Here is a 17134-nt window from a genome sequence, read left to right on the forward strand (position 1 = left end):
CCGGAAGCCCCGTACTCAGGCCTCCGGATCGCCCGGTAGCCGCAGGTCCCAGCCGGCCAGGGCCCGCAGTCGCGCGGCGGTCACGCCATCAAGCGGGGACCGGGCGGCCCGTTGCGGAACGGCACGGCGTCCACCGGCGGACGGCCCACGACCACCGTGTGGACCGCCACCGGAACAGCCACCGGCACCCCGTTCCGGCTGAGCAGGACTCAGCCAGGACCCGAGCCCCCGGTACTCAGGCCTCCGGATCGCCCGGTAGCCGCAGGTCCCAGCCGGCCAGGGCCCGCAGTTGGGCGGCGGTCACGTCACCCGGGAGGGGCCGGGGCGGCTCGTTGCGGAACGGTGGCTGCCAGCCCTCCTCCGGCGTCCAGCGGCGGACCGCCTTCGCCGGGGCGCCCGCGACGACCGTGTGGTCCGGCACCTCGCCGCGGACCACCGAGCCCGCCGCGACGACCACGTTGCGGCCCAGCCGGGCGCCGGGCAGGATCACCGCGCCGGTGCCGATCCAGCTGCCGGAGCCGATCTCCACCGGCTCGTTGCGCGGCCACTGCTTGCCGATCGGCAGGTCGGTGGCCCGGTACTCATGGGCCTGGTCGGATATGTAGACGCCGGGGCCGGTCCACACGTCGTCGCCGAGCACGATCGACTGGTGGCCGACGATGTGGCTGTCGCGGCCGATCACGCAGCCGCCGCCGATCCGCACGATCGGCTCGGGGCCGAGGTCGAGCCCGGGCAGGAAGCCCGCGCTGATGGTCACCCGTTCGCCGATGATCGAGAACGGGCCGATGGTGATCCACTGCTCGTTGAAGACCGCGCCGAGCGGGAAGGTCAGCTTCGTCCCCGCGCCCAGCTCGCGGAACCGGTACGGCCCGGGGTTCTCGCTGGACACCGCGCCGGTCCGCTGCACCCACTGCCAGCCCCGGTGGACCAGCCGGCCCGCGGCGCGCCGGCCGCCGGCCCGGGCGGCGCTGAACAGGGAACGCGTGATCGACATGCGCTCACGTTACCGGCCCGTAGCACCCACCCGACGGAAAGGGCGGCCAAGGTCACACGCCCTGGTCGCCTCGAAACCGTGTTCGGAAACGAGTGTCCGGAATCCGCCACCGCTGCCAGACTCCCCCTATGGAGATCACCGCGCACATCGACGCGCTGCGCCGCGAGGGCACCCTGCTCGCCGACGCCGCCGCCCGCACCGACCTCACCGCCGCCGTCCCGACCTGCCCGGAATGGCAGCTGCGCGACCTCGTCCTGCACACCGGCCGGGTGCACCGGTGGGCGGCCGCCACCGTCCGGGACGGGCTGCCCGCCCCGATGGACGCCGAGCGTCACCAGGCCATCTGGGGGGAGGAGCCGGACGACGCCGACCTGGTCGAGTGGTTCCGCGCCGGCCACGCCGCGCTGGTCGACACGCTCACCGCCGCCCCGGCCGATCTGGACTGCTGGACCTTCTTCCCGGCGCCGAGCCCGCTCGCGTTCTGGGCCCGCCGCCAGGCCCACGAGACGGCCGTGCACCGCATCGACGCGGACGCGGCCGCCGGAACCGAGGGACCGCACGCCGACCCGGACTTCGCCCAGGACGGCGTCGACGAGTTGCTGGGCGCCTTCGCGATCCCCGCCCGCTCCAAGGTCCACAGCGAGCGGCGGCGCACGATCCAGATCAGCGCGAGCGACGGCCCCGGCCGGTGGCTGGTGACCATCGGCCCGGAGCCGCTCACCGTCGAGCGCGCCGAGCGGCCGGCCGACCTGACCCTCACCGGCCCGGCCCGCGACCTCTACCTGCTGCTCTGGAACCGCCTGCCGGCCGGCACCGGACGGGTGGCCACCGCCGGGGACGCCGCGCTGCTCGACCTGTGGCGCGAGACCGCCGTCATCGGCTGACGCACCCGGCGGGCCCGGCGCGCCCAGCCCGCCCAGCGCGCCCTGCGGCGCGTCAGCGCACCCAGCGCGCCGGGCGCTTCTCCAGGAACGAGCGCATGCCCTCCTGTGCCTCCTCCGAGCCGAACAGCCGCGCCGACAGCTCCACCAGTTCGTCGGCGTCCCGCTCGAAGGAGCGCACCACCTCGGCGTTGGCGAGCCGCTTGGACTGCGCGAGGCCCTGCGGCGAGCCCAGCCGCAGGGCGTCCAGCAGGCCCTTGAGCGCGACCTCGGCCGCCTCCGGCGCGTCGACGGCCTGGGTGACCAGGCCGATCCGCGCGGCCTCGGCGGCGTCGAAGACCTCGCCGGTCAGGTAGTAGCGGGAGGCCGCGCGCGGGTCCAGCTTGGGGCGCAGCGGCAGTGAGATGACGGCCGGTGCGAGCCCGAGCCGGACCTCGGTGAACGCGAAGGTGGCGGCCGGCCCGGCGAGCGCCAGGTCGGCCGCGCCCACCAGCCCGAGGCCGCCGGCCCGGACGTGGCCGTCGATCACGGCGATCACCGGCTTGGCGCAGTCCACGATCGCCCGCTGGAGGTCGACCAGTCCGCGCGGTCCGACCGTCGGGTCGGCGCCGGTCGCCTCCGAGAGGTCGGCGCCGGCGCAGAACACCTTGCCCGCGTGCGTCAGCACCACCGCGCGCACCTCCGGATCGGCCGCCGCCCCGGCGAGCCCGGCCGTCAGCTCGGCCATCAGCCGGGTGGAGAGCGCGTTGCGGTTGTGCGGCGAGTCGAGCGTCAGGGTGGTGACGGCGTCCTCGGTGGCGACGCGGACGAGGGGCGCTTCGCTGGTCATCGGTGCGGTCCTGCTTTCCGGCTGAGGGTGGGTCGGAACGGACGACCGCCACCCGTGGCCGCGGGCGCCCGGACGACTCTGACATGCCCGCCCTCCCCCCGGCCAGCCCCCTTGCCCGACCGCCCGGGGTGGATCAGAGTCGCGAGGTGTCGGGTTCGACGCCGAACGGCTCCGGCAGCCCGACCGCCGCCCCGAACGGAGGCGGCCCGTCCTCGACCGGCCCGTCACCGCAGGTGCGGGAGCGGCCCACCGACGGTAAACGCGTGGTGTGGTGATCGGCTGTCGGCCACGATGGACGCATGACCATGGAATCGCAGGGGAACTCATCTCACCTCACCCACATCGCGGAGCCGCCGGGGGTCGCTCCGGGGACGGGGTACACGCAGGTCGTCTCGGGGAGCGGGCGGCTGGTGGCGGTGTCCGGGCAGGTGGCGTTCGACGAGGAGCGGCGGCTGGTGGGGGTGGGGGATCCGAAGGCGCAGGCGCGGCAGGTGTTCGAGAACCTGCGGCGCTGTCTGGCGGCGGCGGGGGCGGACTTCTCGCACGTCGTCAAGCTGACGTACTTCCTCACCGACGTGGGGCACCTGCCCGCCGTCCGCGAGGCCCGGGAGGAGGCGCTGGGCGACCTGCCGAACCCGGCGTCGTCGGCGGTGCAGGTCGCGGCGCTGTTCCTGCCGGAGGTGCTGATGGAGATCGAGGCCTTCGCGGTGGTGCCGGAGTAGGCGGCTCAGGCCGGTGCGACCGGGCCCCGTCGGCGCGCCCAGCGGACGGCGGGGCCCATCGCGAGGCCGGCGCCGGCGAGCAGTGCGCCGAGGACGGCCCAGCCGATCAGGCCGTGACCGATGACGGCGGTCGACACGACGGCCGGGCCGATCATCAGGGCGGCGGCGCTGCCGGCGTTGAAGACGCCCTGGTAGGCGCCGTGGGCCCGTTCGCCGGCCAGGTCGTAGCTGAGCGCCCATGCGCCGGCCTGGCCCAGGACCTCGCCGATCGCCTGGAGGGCGACGCCGACGAGCACCACCATCGCCGCGATCGAGGCGGGGGCGCCGTGGGCGAGGGCGATCACCAGGCAGGAGGCGGCCAGGAGCAGCCCGGCCCGGCCGCAGGCCCGCGCGGCGGCGGCCGGGTGCTCGGTTCCGCGGGTGGCGCGGACCTGGAACGCGATGACCAGCACGGTGTTGACGACCAGGGTGGCGGCCACGGTGATCCGGGGCGCGTCGGTGCGCTGGACGATCCACAGCGGCACGCCGACCTCCAGCATCGCGAACTGCAGGGCGAGTACCGAGCTGAGCGCGGTCACCAGCAGGAACGGGCCGTCCCGCAGGGCCGGGTTGCGCTCGCGGGCCGGTCGCGGCCGCGGCCCGTGGTCGGCCGGGTCCTTCCGGGAGGCGGCGCCGGGCACGGGCAGCCGCAGGTACATCGCGGCGACCAGCAGGTACGAGGCCGCGTCGGCCAGGATCGCCGTCAGGTAGCCGGTGCGCGAGTCGATCTGGAGCGCGATCGCGCCGACGCCCGTGCCGAGGCACATCCCGACGTTGGTGACCACCCGCAGATAGGCCCGGCCGGCCACCCGCTTGTCGGCGGGCAGTACCTCGGCGTAGAGGGCGTTGCGCACGGCGGCGGAGCCCCGGTCGGCGGCGGCGACCAGGCAGGCGACCGCCACGAACGCCGGGTAGCCGCCGACGGCGGTGTAGCCGGCGGTGCCGAGGCCGGTGAGGGCGGTGAGCGCCACCAGGATGGGCTTGGTCCCGCACCGGTCGGCGGCCCGTCCGGCCGGGACGCTGGCGACGACGCCGCAGAGTCCGGCGGCGGTGAGCCCGAGGCCGAGCTGTGCGGCGCTGAGGCCGAGGCAGCGGGTGAAGAAGAGCACGCCGACGGAGAACGAGAGGCCGCTGCCGACGGTGTTGAGCAGGGTGATCCGGGCGAGCCGGCGCACCGTCGGGTCGGGGTGCAGCAGCCGGGAGGTCCTGGGCGCGGGCGGCGTGGGACTCGGTGCGGCGCTCGCCGCCGGTGAGGTGGTCATGCCCATGATCCCACCCCGGTGCCGTCGTCCGGCAGTACTGATTTAGGCTGCACCTGAAACGTCCGAGGGGGAGGCGGTGTGCACCGGTTCAAGCTCGGCCTGGCGGACCTCGCCACCACCTGGTTCGCCTGTTCGCCGATCCAGGAGGCGGCGCTCAGCCTGCGGATGTGGACGCATCCGGGGGTCTATCCGCTGCAGTCCGCCGCGTTCGAGCGGCTGCGGCCCTCCTTCGAGCGGCTGGACTCCGCGCTGCTGCTCTCCCTGGTGGCGGCGAACCGCTGGATCCCGGACTTCCTGTCGCCCCGTCCGGCCGTGCCGTGGCCGGACTTCCGCGGCGAGCTGGCCGCCGTCCGGGCGCTGCCGCCGGAGCTGTTGCGCCCGGAGCTGGAGCAGACGTTCCTGCCGCACCGTCAGCCGCTGCCCGCGGTGCTGGCGGCGGGGCTGGCCGATCCGGCCCGGTTGCTGGCGCGGATCGCGGACGCGCTGGAGGAGTACTGGGAGCGCTGTCTGGCGCCCGGGTGGTGGCCGCGGGCGCGGGCGGTGCTGGAGGCGGACCTGGTCTACCGGTCGCGGGTGCTGGCCCAGCAGGGCGCGGCGGCGCTGTTCGCCGACCTGGACCGCCGCTTGTGCTGGTCGGACGGCGTGCTGTCGATCAACCGCCGCTGGACGGACGGGGACGGCGAGATCACCGTGGACGGGCGGGAGCTGGTCCTGGTGCCGACCTTCTTCGCCCGCGGCGCGATCACGATGATCAGCAACGACCGTGCCCCGCAGATCAGTTACCCGGCCCGGGGGCAGGCGGGGATGGCCGGCCCGCGGCCGCCGGCGACCTCGCGGGCGCTGGAGCGGCTGCTCGGCGCGCCGAAGGCCCGGCTGCTGGCACTGCTGGCCGAGCCGGCCTCCACCACCGATCTCGCCTACCGGCTGGGCGTCACGCCGGGCGCGGTCAGCCAGCACCTGGCGGTGCTGTACGCGACCGGGCTGGTGACCCGGGCGCGGCACGGCCGTTCGGTGCTGTACCGGCGCAGCCCGCTCGGCGACGAGCTCTCCGGCGAGCCGCACCGCGCCTAGCGCGGGAGGCCGTTCCGCCGGTTCCGGCCAACTCCACAGTGGTACAGACCTGTTGACGCATTGGTCTGTACCTCCTACAGTGCCCATGCCCCCGTCTCCCCACGGCGGTGGGCATGTCACGACCCAGGCACCATCCCGTACGGTTCGGCGTCACCCTGTCCAACCCCCACAGTCGCAGGGAGAACCATGTCCGTTCGATCCCGCACGCGCCGAGGCCGCCACAGGCTGCTCGCGCTGCTCTCCGTCCTGCTCCTCCCGCTGGCCGCGATCACCGCCCTGGCCACTCCCGCCAACGCGGCGGGCAAGCTCACCGCCGCGTTCACCAGCGAGAACAGCGGTTCCTGGTGGAAGGGCACCTACATCGTCAGGAACGACAACACCACCGCCGTCAACGGCTGGACCATCGAGTTCGACCTGCCGGCCGGCGTGACCATCCAGAACAGCTACAACGGCACCGCGACGGTCAACGGCCGCCACGTCACCGCGGTCGCCGCGTTCTACAACGCCAATGTCCCGGCGGGGCGGACCACCGAGCCGTACAGCTTCTGGTTCGTCGCCAACGGCCCGATCGGCACGCCGACCGGCTGCCGGATCAACGGCGACAAGTGCGACGGCAGTTCGGACGTCCTGCCGTCCGCCCCGGGCACCCCGACGGTGACCGACTCGACGGCCCACAGCCTCGCGCTGAAGTGGCCCGCCGCGACGGGCGGTGACTTCCCGGTCGCCTCCTACGAGGTGCTGAACGGCACCACCGTGGTCGGCACCAGCACCACCGCCGACGCGGTGGTCACCGGCCTCACCCCGGCGACGAGCTACACCCTGACCGTCCGCGCCAAGGACACCCGGGGCAACCTCGGCCCGGTGAGCGCCTCGGTCACCGCCTCCACCTTCGACCCGTCCACCGACCCGACGCCGCCCACCGCGCCCACCAACCTGCGGACCACCGCGGTGGGTTCGAGCGACGTGACGCTCGCCTGGAACGCCGCCACCGACAACCTGAAGGTCGCGGCGTACGACGTCTACCAGGACGGCGCGCTGGTCAGGACGGTGACCGGCTCCACCCTGACCGCCACCGTCGGCAGCCTCTCCCCGTCCACCTCCTACACCTTCACCGTCAAGGCCCGGGACGGCGCCGACAACGCCTCCCCCGCCTCCGCCGCGCTCAAGGTCACCACCTCCGACCTGGTCGGCGCCGGCAAGTACGCCCGGGTCGGCTACTTCACCCAGTGGGGCATCTACGGACGCCAGTACTTCGTGAAGAACCTCGACACCTCGGGCAGCGCGGCCAAGCTCGACGTCATCAACTACGCGTTCGAGAACATCGACCCGGTCAACCTCACCTGCCTGGCAGGCGTCACCAAGGGCACCACGTCCAACCCGCAGGACCCCGACCAGGGCACCGGCGCGGGTGACGCGGACGCCGACTACGCCCGCCCGATGAGCGCCGCCCAGTCGATCGACGGCGTGGCCGACGACGGCTGGGGCAAGCTGCGCGGCAACTTCAACCAGCTGAAGAAGCTCAAGGCCAAGTACCCGCACCTCAAGATCGTCGCCTCGCTCGGCGGCTGGACCTTCTCCAAGTACTTCTCCGACGCGGCGGCCACCGACGCGTCCCGGCAGAAGTTCGTGAAGTCCTGCATCGACGTCTGGATCAAGGGCAACCTGCCGGTCTACAACGGCGCGGGCGGCGACGGCGTCGCGGCCGGCATCTTCGACGGCATCGACATCGACTGGGAGTGGCCCGGCTCGCCCGACGGCCACGCCGGCAACCACTACAGCGCCAACGACAAGGACAACCTGACCGCGCTGCTCGCCGAGTTCCGCAAGCAGCTCGACGCGCTCGGCGGCTCGCACAAGCTGCTGACCGCCTTCACCCCGGCCGACCCGGTCAAGATCAACCAGGGCTGGGACCTCTCGAAGATCTTCAACTACCTGGACGTCGCCAACATCCAGGGCTACGACTTCCACGGCGCCGGCAGCGACAACTCGTGGGAGCCCAACCGCGCCGGCCACCAGGGCAACCTCTACGTGGACGCCCAGGACCCGTACACCACGCACTTCAGCGTCGAAGGGGCCGTCAAGCCCTACCTCGACGCCGGGGTCAACCCTCGCAAGCTCACCATCGGCCTGGCCTTCTACGGCCGCGGCTGGCAGGGCGTGGCGGACGGCGGCGTCAAGGGCGAGTGGCAGAGCGCGACCGGCGCGGCCCCCGGCCAGTTCGCCGAGGAGGCCGGCACCCGCGGGTACAACAACCTGATGACCACCTTCCCCAACCTCTCCGTCTACCACGACGAACAGTCGGTGGCGACGTACGGCTACACCGGGGCGGGCGGCCAGTGGTGGACCTTCGACGACGCCTGGTCGATCGGCAAGAAGACGGCCTGGCTGAAATCGAAGGGCCTGCTCGGCGCGATGATCTGGGACATGACCGGTGACACCCCGGGCGGCACCCTGATCAACGCGGTCGACGGCGGCCTCAAGTAGCACACCGCTCCGGAGCGCGCCGGGTCCGGCGGGGCACCAGCCCCGCCGGACCCGGCGTCACGTCGTTGCCCGCCGGTTCAGCGCGAGGCGAGCGCGGCCAGGCGGCGGGCCGAGCGGTACTGCCGCAGGACCTGGGCGAAGGTGAGGTGCCCCTGGGTGGTTCGGGCGAACGCCCGCCACGCCGGGTCGACCAGGCAGACCGCCGCGTGGAACAGGTACGGCCGCCGCTCGAAGGCGTTCAGCATCTGCTTGCCGGCCCGCATCTCCACGCCCAGGCCCGCCTTGATCGCGAAGGCGTAGTTCAGCGCCTCGCGCCGGACGTCGGCCGCCGTGCCCGCCTCGGCCACCTTGACCGCCCACTCCCCGGCCAGCCGGCCCGAGCGCAGCGCGTAGGAGATGCCCTCGCGGGTCCACGGCTCCAGCAGTCCGGCCGCGTCGCCGGCCACCAGGACCCGGCCGCGCGACAGCGGCGAGTCCTCGGCCCGGCAGCGGGTCAGGTGCCCGGACTCCACGCTCGGCGGGAAGCCCGACAGGCCGAGGCGGCGGATGTAGTCGGCCAGGTACTGCTTGGTCCGCTCGCCGTCGCCGCGCGCCGAGATCACCCCGACGGTCAGGCTGCTGGACTCGGTCTTCGGGAACACCCAGCCGTAACTGCCGGGCAGCGGGCCCCAGTCGAGGTGGATCCGGCCCGCCCAGTCGGCGGCGACGTCCGCCGGGACGGGGATCTCCGCCTCCAGGCCGAGGTCGATCTGGTCGAAGGAGACGCCGACGTGCCGGCCGATCCGGCTCGCGCTGCCGTCCGCGCCGACCACCGCGCGCGCCTCGAAGCCGCGCCCGTCGGACGCGGTGACCAGCGCCGTCCGGTGCTCGCCGCCGCGCTGCTCGACGCCGGTGACGGTCACTCCGGTGACCAGCACCGCCCCGGCCTGCTTGGCCGCCTGGACCAGGCGCAGGTCGAACTCGTCCCGGTTGACCAGGCCGAACAGCATCCGCTTGGAGCGCCTGGTGCGGGTGAACCGGCCGCGGTAGGCGAAGGTGACGGCGTGCACCCGGTCCTGCAGCGGCAGCCTGAAGTCCGGCGGCAGGCTGTCCCTGGAGGGGCCGATGATGCCGCCGCCGCAGGTCTTGTACCGGGGGTGCTCGGCCTTGTCGAGCAGCAGCACGCGCCGGCCCTGCACGGCCGCGGCGTGCGCGGCGGAGGCGCCGGCCGGTCCGGCGCCGACCACGACGACGTCCCAGACGCCGTCCAGCGGGTCCGGCCGGTCCGGCCCGTCGGCCTCGGCGTCGAGCGGGCTACGAGAATCGGGGCTTCCGGAGTCAGTCACGGGCAGCAATCCTATGCGGCCGCTCCCGCCGCCGTCGGCCGCACCGCCCCCGAACGCGCGACCGGACAGCCGGTCGGGCGGAACGGGCGGGCCGCCCCCGGACGCTCCCCACGGGCCCCGCGTCCGGCTCCGCCTATGATCGGCTTTACCCACCGTCAACGCCGTTCGCCCGCACCACCCCCTCGGACGGACCAGCCTTCCCGGAGCACACCCGATGCCGCAGCAGCCCCTGGCCGACGCCGTCCGGTCCCTGATGGACCGCGCCCGCACCGACCTCGCCGACCTGGTCGCCTTCCCCTCGGTCGCCGACCCCCGCCAGTTCCCGGCCGAGGAGTGCGAGAAGGCCGCCCGCTGGGTCGCCGACGCCTTCGCCGCCGAGGGCCTGACGAACATCCGGCTGCTGGACACCCCCGACGGCACCCAGTCGGTCTACGGCGAGCTGCCCGGCCCGGCCGGCGCGCCGACCGTGCTGCTCTACTCGCACTACGACGTCCAGCCGCCGCTCGACGAGGACGCCTGGCTCAGCCCCGCCTTCGAGCTCACCGAGCGCGACGGCCGCTGGTACGGGCGCGGCGCCGCCGACTGCAAGGGCAACATCCTGATGCACCTGACGGCCCTTCGGGCGCTGCGCCAGGTGGACGGCGGCTACCCGGTCGGACTGAAGGTCATCGTCGAGGGCTCCGAGGAGCAGGGCACCGGCGGCCTGGAGCGCTACGCCGAGGCCCACCCCGATCTGCTGGCCGCCGACGCCATCGTGATCGGCGACACCGGCAACTTCGCCCCCGGCCTGCCCACCGTCACCGCCTCGCTGCGCGGCATGACCGTGGTCGACGTCTCGGTCCGCACGCTGGCGGGCAACCTGCACTCCGGTGCCTTCGGCGGCGCCGCCCCGGACGCCCTGCAGGCCCTGGTCAAGGTGCTCGCCTCGCTGCACGACGAGAACGGCGACGTCGCGGTGGCCGGCCTGGCCACCGACCAGAGCTGGAGCGGCGTGCAGTACCCCGACGAGCAGTTCCGCGCCGACGCCAAGGTGCTGGACGGCGTGGCGCTCACCGGGACCGGCAGCGTCGCCGACCGGCTCTGGGCCCGCCCCTCGGTCACCGTGCTCGGCATCGACGCCCCGCCGGTGATCGGCGCGACCTCCTCCGTGCAGGCCTCCGCCAAGGCCTCGGTGAGCCTGCGGGTGCCGCCGGGCATGGACACCGCCGCCGCCCAGCAGGCGCTGGTCGCCCACCTGGAGGCCCGGGTGCCGTTCGGCGCACGGGTCACCGTGGAGCGGCAGGGCAACGGCGCCGCGTTCAGCGCCGACACCTCCGGCCCGGCCTACGAGGCGATGGGCGAGGCGATGGCCGAGGCCTTCGGCACCCCGATGGTGGCCTCCGGCGAGGGCGGCTCGATCCCGCTCTGCAACACGCTGCGCACCCTCTACCCGGCGGCCGAGATCATCCTGATCGGCGTCGAGGAGCCGACCACCCAGATCCACGCCGTCAACGAGAGCGTCGACCCGCTGGAGCTGGAGCGGATGGCGCTCACCGAGGCGCTGTTCCTGCGCCGCTACGCCGAGCTGCGCCCGCTCTGACGCTCCGGCACCGGGCCGCGCCGTCCACCGCGACGGCGCGGCCCGGCCCGGTCCGGCGCGCCCGCTACCCGCGCGCCCCCGCCGTACCGCGCACGCCGTCCACGCTGGCCGCGCCCCGGCGCACGCCACCCATGCCTGCCACGCCCGCCACGGCCGCCCGGCCCAGCGCCCAGCCGACCGCGCCGGCCGCCAGCCCCGCGCCCGCCCCGAAGCACAGCTCCGCGAGCGGTCCGCGCCGCAGCGGCACGAGCCGGTGCACCACCCCGGCCGCGGTGGCCGCTCCCAGCACCGCCGCCCCCGCCCGCCGGGCCCGCCCCGACAGCTCGACCGCCGGAGGGACCGGCTCCGCCGCCCGCGCCGCCCGCACCGCGTACCCCGCCACGGCGGCCAGCGCCGGCGCCGAGGTGCCGTACTGCAGCACCTCGTACAGCGGCGGGCCGCCCGCCACCGGCCGCTCCAGCACCGGCACCAGCCGCGCGCCGAACCGCCCCGCGTGGGTGAAGCCGTCCCAGCCGACGTGGCTCGCCGCGCCGAGCGCCGCCGAGAGCGCGAACCACCCGAGGTCCGCGCCCGACGGCCGCCCCCGCCCGGCCCGGCGGGCCGTCAGCGCCTCGGCGGCGCCCGCCCACCGGCCGGGCAGCAGCGCGACCAGCGGCCCGCGTACCAGCCCGTGCCAGCCCGCCACCAGCCCGGCCGCGAGCGCCACGTCCAGCGTCGGCACCGCCCACCAGCGGTGGGTCGCCCCGCCGTGCCGGTACACCCCGGGCAGCAGCGACTCGGCGAAGAACGGCACGTCGGGCGCCAGCGACCCGGCGACCAGCGCCGAGGCGATCAGCGGCCCGCGCTCCCCGGCCGCGCGCAGCAGGGGCAGCACGGCGGCCGGGTGGCTCAGGGTGAACGGCATGCCCTCATCCTGCCGCCGTCCGGGCGCGGCCGTCGCCCGCGCCCGTCTCGGCGCGCGGTGCGGCCGTGGGGCGCGTGCCGCCCGCGCTCACGCCGCGTCGGCGGCCCTCGCCAGCCCCACGCCGGCCCGGCGGCCGGCCTCCAGGTAGCGCAGCTCCCCGCAGCGGCGGGCGTCCAGCGCCGCCGCCAGCCGCCGGTGGCGGCCCGGCGGCAGCAGGGCGGCGGCCTCCTCCAGGCTGACGAACCGCCAGCCGCGCAGTTCCTCCTGCTGGAGCAGCAGCCCCTGCCGGGCGGTGGCGTCCAGCAGCCCGCCGTCGTAGACCAGGCGCAGCCCGCCCCGGCGCGGGCCGGTGCGCGGCTCCCAGTCGACGGCGAGCAGGCGCAGCGCGGCCGGGTCCAGGCGCAGGCCGAGTTCCTCGGCGGTCTCCCGCAGGGCGGCGTCGGTGGGTGCCTCGCCGCGCTCGACGACGCCGCCGGGGAACTCCCAGTCCGGTTTGTAGACCGGGTCGACGAGCAGCACCCGGTCCTGCTCGTCGAAGAGCAGGACGGCGGCGGCCACGGTGTCCCCGGTCGGGTCGGCGCTCTGGACGATCGGACAGCGGGCCGAGCCGTCGCCCACCAGCTGGGCGAGCCGGGCGGCGGTCTCGCGCGGGGTGAGGCCGGAGGTGTCGACGAGCCGGGCGTCGCGGCGCAGCCAGCGGCGGGCGGCGCGGTAGCGGGGCAGGTGCTCCAGGCACCACTGCCGGATGCGTTCGCTGCGCTCGGGGTCGTCCGGGATCTCCTCGCGCCGGGTGATGCGCTCGCGCAAAATCGTTTCTTCAGGGTCCAGGACGAGGTGGTGCACGGCGATCCCGTTGGCGGCCAGCGACCCGAAGATCTCGTCCCGGTAGTCCTCCCGCAGCAGCGTCATCGGGACCACCAGCGGCCCCGGCACCTCGCCGAGCAGCGCCGCCGCCGTCTCGGGGACCAGCCGGCGCCAGGCCGGCAGGTCCTGGAAGTCCGACACCGCCGCCATCCGGTCGGCCGGCAGCATCGCGCGCAGCCCGAAGCCCACCAGCTCGGGATCGAACAGCATGCTGCCGGGCAGCAGTTCCACCAGCTCGCGGCAGGCGCTGGTCTTGCCCGCCCCGAATGTGCCATTGACCCAGACGATCACTCACGCCCCCATGTTCTCGACCTCCCCCGGCGCCGTTCGCACCGGGCGGCGCCCCCGTCAGCCGTGTCAGCGCCACCCGAGGTGGTACCCCCGTCGCGGCGGTCCCCATACCTCCACGTCCGCCCCGCTCATGGCGGTTCCCCGCTCCGCTTGACAGGGGCATGTGCCCAGGTCAGAGGGCCTGCGACGATTCCTGTACACCCCCCGCCGCGCCGGAGCGCGCCGCCCCGGCCGCCGGAGCCCGGCACCATCCCGCGCGCCCCCTCCACACCTCCCGCGCCCCACCGTGCGCAGGTTTCCCCGGCCCGCCGACGCCCCGTCGGCGCCTCGCCGATGCTCCACGGACGCCCCGCCCGACGCCCCGCCCGACGCCCCGCCCGACGCTCCGCCGGTGCCCGGACCGCGGTGGTCCGGGCACCGGCGGAGCGGTACGGCCACGCGTCAGGGCCGGCCCATGTGGGTCGGGTAGTAGCCGCTGCTGATCCGCGAGGTCCGGATCGACGTGCCGGGCCGGGCGGCCTCCACGTACTGGTTGTTGCCCAGGTAGACCGCCACGTGGTGGATCCCGCGCGCGGTGCCGTCGTCCGACCAGAACAGCAGGTCGCCGCGGCGCAGCTGTGCGGCCGTCACCGGCGTGGTGGCCGCGTACTGGTCGTTGGCGACCCGCGGCAGGGAGATGCCGCCGCGCCGGAAGGCCTGCTGGACAAGGCCGGAGCAGTCGTAGCCGTCCGGCCCGTTGCCGGCCGTCCGGAACGGCTTGCCCAGCTGGGCGAGCGCGAACTGCACCGCCGTCTCGACGTCACCGTCCGCCGCCGGGGCGGCGGAGGAGGACGAGGGGGCCGTGTCCGCGGAGGAGGAGCCCGAGCCGCCCGTGCGGGCCAGGTAGACGTCGTAGTGCGAGGTCCAGCGCCACTGGCCCTGGCTGTTGCGGAACCAGTAGCGCGAGCCGTCCCACCCCTGGGTGATCCCCCCGGACGAGCCGGACGCCCGCGTGCCGGAGGTGCCCGACGCCGCCGCGCCGCCGGTGCGCGCCCGGTAGACGTCGTAGTGCGAGGTCCAGCGCCACTGGCCCTGGCTGTTGCGGAACCAGTACCGCGAGCCGTCCCACCCCGCGTGGGCCGGCGCCGGCTCGGCCGCCGCGGTCCCGACGCCGGTGCCGAGGCCGATCACGCCGGCGCCGGCCGCGATCACGGCCACCATGCCTATCCCCCGGCGGATCCGCGCCGCACGGGAAGGGCGGCCACCCGCCGCCGGCCGGGAGGAGGAGGCGGCGATGTGCTGCCCGGTCGCGTCGTCGGCGGCATCCGGTGCGCCGGTGTTGACGGTCGTCATGCTGCTGTCTTCCTTCGCTGATCGCGTCGGTCGCGTCGGTCGCGCCGCACGCTGGAGCTGAACGCTGGACGCGGAGCGCGGGGCCCTGGTCGGCCCCGGCCGCGCCGCTTGTCACGTTAGGCACGCGTCCGCTCACGCCGCGCAGTGGAGTGCGCCAAAGGAAGGCTCACGCAAGGTGAGCGCCCGTCATCCGACCCGGCGCCGGATGACCGCCCGTCACCCGTGTGCCGAGTCCGCGAGCAGCTGCTTCTTCAGCACCTTTCCCAGGGCGTTCCTGGGCAGTTCGGGCACCAGCACCACCCGCCGCGGCCGCTTGTGCACCGAGAGCCGCTCGGCCACGAAGGCCGTCAGCTGGTCCCCCGTCACGGAACCGTCCGGAACGACGTACGCCACGATCACCTGGCCGAGGTCCTCGTCCGGCACGCCGACCACGGCCGCGTCGGCCACCGCCGGGTGGTCGCGCAGCGCCGCCTCCACCTCGCCGGCGCCGATCCGGTAGCCGCCGCTCTTGATCAGGTCGACGGAGGCGCGCCCGACGATCCGGTGGAAGCCGTCCGGGCCGATCACCGCGACGTCCCCGGTGCGGAACCAGCCGTCGGCGGTCCAGGCCTCGGCGTCGGCGTCCGGCCGGTTGAGGTAGCCGCGGAACAGGGTGGGCCCGGCCACCTGGAGCTCGCCGACGCTCTCACCGTCGTGCGGGAGCGGCCCGCCGTCCTCGCCGACCAGCCGGGTGCGCACCCCCGCCACCGGCAGGCCGACGCTGCCCGGGCGGCGCTCGCCGTCGGCCCGGGTGGAGACGGTGATCAGGGACTCCGTCATGCCGTAGCGCTCGATCGGGGCGTGGCCGGTCAGCGCGGCGAGCCGTTCGAACACCGGGACCGGCAGCGGGGCGCTGCCGGAGACCAGCAGCCGGGCCGGGGCGAGCCGGGCGGCCGCCTGCGGGTCGCCCGCCAGCCGGGACCAGACGGTCGGCACGCCGAAGTAGAGGCTGCCGCCCGCCGCCGCGTACCCGGCGGGGGTGGGCCGTCCGGTGTGCACCAGCCGGCTGCCGGTGCGCAGCGCTCCGAGCACGCCGAGCACCAGTCCGTGCACGTGGAACAGCGGCAGGCCGTGCACCAGGGTGTCCTCGGCGGTCCACTGCCAGGCGTCGGCGAGCGCGTCGAGGTCGGCGGCGACGGCGGAGCGGCCGATCATCGCCCCCTTGGGCGCGCCGGTGGTGCCGGAGGTGTAGAGCACGAACGCGGTCGACTCCGGGTCCGGCTCGGCGTAGGTGGTGGCGGAGCGCTCGTGCAGGTCGACCGGGAGGCCGGCGATCCCGGCGTCCTGCGGCGGGGTGTCGGCGGCGGCGTGGGCGAGCAGGACGGCGCCGGAGTCGCGCAGGATGTGCGCGCGCTCCTTGGGGCCGGAGTCGGGCGGCAGCGGCACCACCGGCACCCCGGCGAGCAGCCCGCCGACGACGGCGGCCACGGTCTCGGCGGTGGGCCGGGCGAGCACCGCGAGGGCGGGGGCGCCGGCCACCCGGTCGGCGACGGCGGTGGCCGCGCCGAGCAGCCGCTCGCGGGAGAGCCCGGGGCCGTCGGAGATCCGCAGTGCGTCGGCCGAGTCGCCGGAGCCGCCCTGAAGCGCCGTCAAGAGTGTCATGCGTCTGCCCTCGCCCCTGTCCACGATGTCCACGATGGTCGGCGGCGCGCGAGGGTCCGCCGCGCGCGCCGCCGACCGACTCTACGGGCCGCCGGCCGCCGGCCGGGTGTCCGGGCGAAGGACGGCGGGGGCGCGCCCGGGAAATCCCGGACGCGCCCCCGCGTCGGTGCGTTCCGCCGGATCAGGCCTTGCGGGCCTTGACCTCCGCGGTCAGCTGCGGCAGGACCGCGAACAGGTCGCCGACCACGCCGTAGTCGACCAGCTCGAAGATCGGGGCCTCGGGGTCCTTGTTGACGGCCACGATGGTCTTCGAGGTCTGCATGCCGGCCCGGTGCTGGATGGCGCCCGAGATGCCCGCCGCGATGTAGAGCTGCGGGGAGACCTGCTTGCCGGTCTGGCCGACCTGGCTGCTGTGCGGGTACCAGCCGGCGTCGACGGCGGCGCGCGAGGCACCGACGGCCGCACCGAGCGCGTCGGCCAGTTCCTCGACGACACCGAAGCCCTCGGCGGCACCGACGCCGCGGCCGCCGGAGACCACGATCGCGGCCTCGGTCAGCTCCGGGCGGCCGGTGGACACGCGCGGGGTGCGCGAGACGACCTTGGCGGCGTTGCCGGTGAACGCCACGGTGACGTCCTCCACCGTGCCGGCGGCCGGGGCGGCCTCCGGGGCGACGGCGTTCGGCTTGACGGTGATGACCGGGGCGCCGTGCGACACGGTGGACTTCACCTGGAAGGAGGCGGCGAACACCGACTGAGTGGCGACCGGACCGCCGTCGCCGGCCTCCAGGTCGACGGCGTCGGTGATGATGCCGGAGCCGATCCGCAGGGCGACGCGGGCGGCGACCTCCTTGCCCTCGCCGGAGGAGGTGACCAGCACCGCGGCCGGCTCCACCGTCTTGGCGATCTGGGCCAGGGC

The 17134-nt window shown here is 75.2% G+C and carries 14 protein-coding genes; 5 read left to right on the forward strand and 9 right to left on the reverse strand.

Going from position 1 to position 17134, the window contains the following annotated elements:
* Positions 1 to 235: 235 nt before the first annotated feature.
* A complete protein-coding gene (locus ABTX81_RS37185) occupies positions 236 to 994 on the reverse strand; it encodes an acyltransferase (protein WP_350554911.1) in 759 nt (252 codons plus the stop codon).
* Positions 995 to 1122: 128 nt separating this feature from the next.
* Between ABTX81_RS37185 and ABTX81_RS37190 the strand changes: the two genes are divergently transcribed.
* Positions 1123 to 1878, forward strand: coding sequence for a maleylpyruvate isomerase family mycothiol-dependent enzyme (locus tag ABTX81_RS37190; RefSeq protein ID WP_350554913.1), 756 nt, complete (start codon positions 1123 to 1125; stop codon positions 1876 to 1878).
* 52 nt (positions 1879 to 1930) lie between these two features.
* On the opposite strand, the gene ABTX81_RS37195 is transcribed toward ABTX81_RS37190, so the two are convergent.
* The gene (locus tag ABTX81_RS37195; protein ID WP_350554915.1) at positions 1931 to 2704 is read right to left on the reverse strand and encodes an enoyl-CoA hydratase family protein; all 774 of its coding nucleotides are present in this window, start codon (positions 2702 to 2704) and stop codon (positions 1931 to 1933) included.
* A gap of 305 nt (positions 2705 to 3009) precedes the next feature.
* On the opposite strand from ABTX81_RS37195, the gene ABTX81_RS37200 reads away from it, so the two are divergent.
* Positions 3010 to 3426 (forward strand): RidA family protein, encoded by a 417-nt coding sequence (locus ABTX81_RS37200; RefSeq protein WP_502892943.1) that lies wholly within the window; start codon positions 3010 to 3012, stop codon positions 3424 to 3426.
* A gap of 5 nt (positions 3427 to 3431) precedes the next feature.
* Here the strand turns inward: ABTX81_RS37200 and ABTX81_RS37205 are convergent, their stop codons facing one another.
* Complete coding sequence (locus ABTX81_RS37205; RefSeq protein ID WP_350554919.1) at positions 3432 to 4727, reverse strand: MFS transporter; 1296 nt, start codon at positions 4725 to 4727, stop codon at positions 3432 to 3434.
* 78 nt (positions 4728 to 4805) lie between these two features.
* On the opposite strand from ABTX81_RS37205, the gene ABTX81_RS37210 reads away from it, so the two are divergent.
* Both ABTX81_RS37210 and ABTX81_RS37215 read left to right on the forward strand, forming a co-directional pair.
* Positions 4806 to 5798 carry an ArsR/SmtB family transcription factor gene (locus ABTX81_RS37210; protein WP_350554921.1) on the forward strand — a complete coding sequence of 331 codons (993 nt, stop codon included), beginning with the start codon at positions 4806 to 4808 and terminating at the stop codon, positions 5796 to 5798.
* Between the two features lie 186 nt (positions 5799 to 5984).
* Complete coding sequence (locus ABTX81_RS37215) at positions 5985 to 8282, forward strand: glycosyl hydrolase family 18 protein (protein ID WP_350554923.1); 2298 nt, start codon at positions 5985 to 5987, stop codon at positions 8280 to 8282.
* A 77-nt stretch (positions 8283 to 8359) separates the two neighbouring features.
* Here the strand turns inward: ABTX81_RS37215 and ABTX81_RS37220 are convergent, their stop codons facing one another.
* Positions 8360 to 9607, reverse strand: a complete 1248-nt coding sequence (locus tag ABTX81_RS37220; protein ID WP_502892942.1) for a geranylgeranyl reductase family protein — start codon at positions 9605 to 9607, stop codon at positions 8360 to 8362.
* Positions 9608 to 9821: 214 nt separating this feature from the next.
* Between ABTX81_RS37220 and ABTX81_RS37225 the strand changes: the two genes are divergently transcribed.
* Entirely contained in the window at positions 9822 to 11186 is a 1365-nt protein-coding gene (locus tag ABTX81_RS37225; protein ID WP_350554925.1) for a dipeptidase, read from the forward strand.
* A 64-nt stretch (positions 11187 to 11250) separates the two neighbouring features.
* Here the strand turns inward: ABTX81_RS37225 and ABTX81_RS37230 are convergent, their stop codons facing one another.
* The 5 genes from ABTX81_RS37230 to ABTX81_RS37250 all read right to left on the reverse strand — a co-directional run.
* Complete coding sequence (locus ABTX81_RS37230; protein ID WP_350554927.1) at positions 11251 to 12090, reverse strand: DUF4184 family protein; 840 nt, start codon at positions 12088 to 12090, stop codon at positions 11251 to 11253.
* 87 nt (positions 12091 to 12177) lie between these two features.
* Positions 12178 to 13245: an NUDIX hydrolase gene (locus ABTX81_RS37235; RefSeq protein ID WP_350554929.1), complete on the reverse strand. Its 1068-nt coding sequence runs from the start codon at positions 13243 to 13245 to the stop codon at positions 12178 to 12180.
* A 441-nt stretch (positions 13246 to 13686) separates the two neighbouring features.
* Complete coding sequence (locus tag ABTX81_RS37240) at positions 13687 to 14577, reverse strand: C40 family peptidase (protein WP_350554930.1); 891 nt, start codon at positions 14575 to 14577, stop codon at positions 13687 to 13689.
* 216 nt (positions 14578 to 14793) lie between these two features.
* Positions 14794 to 16218: an acyl-CoA synthetase gene (locus tag ABTX81_RS37245; RefSeq protein WP_350554932.1), complete on the reverse strand. Its 1425-nt coding sequence runs from the start codon at positions 16216 to 16218 to the stop codon at positions 14794 to 14796.
* A gap of 181 nt (positions 16219 to 16399) precedes the next feature.
* The coding region (locus tag ABTX81_RS37250) for an electron transfer flavoprotein subunit alpha/FixB family protein (RefSeq protein WP_350554934.1) at positions 16400 to 17134 on the reverse strand (735 nt) is incomplete at its 5' end.

It is taken from the genome of Kitasatospora sp. NPDC097605 (genome assembly GCF_040302725.1).
In the GTDB taxonomy this organism is placed as follows: Bacteria; Actinomycetota; Actinomycetes; order Streptomycetales; family Streptomycetaceae; genus Kitasatospora.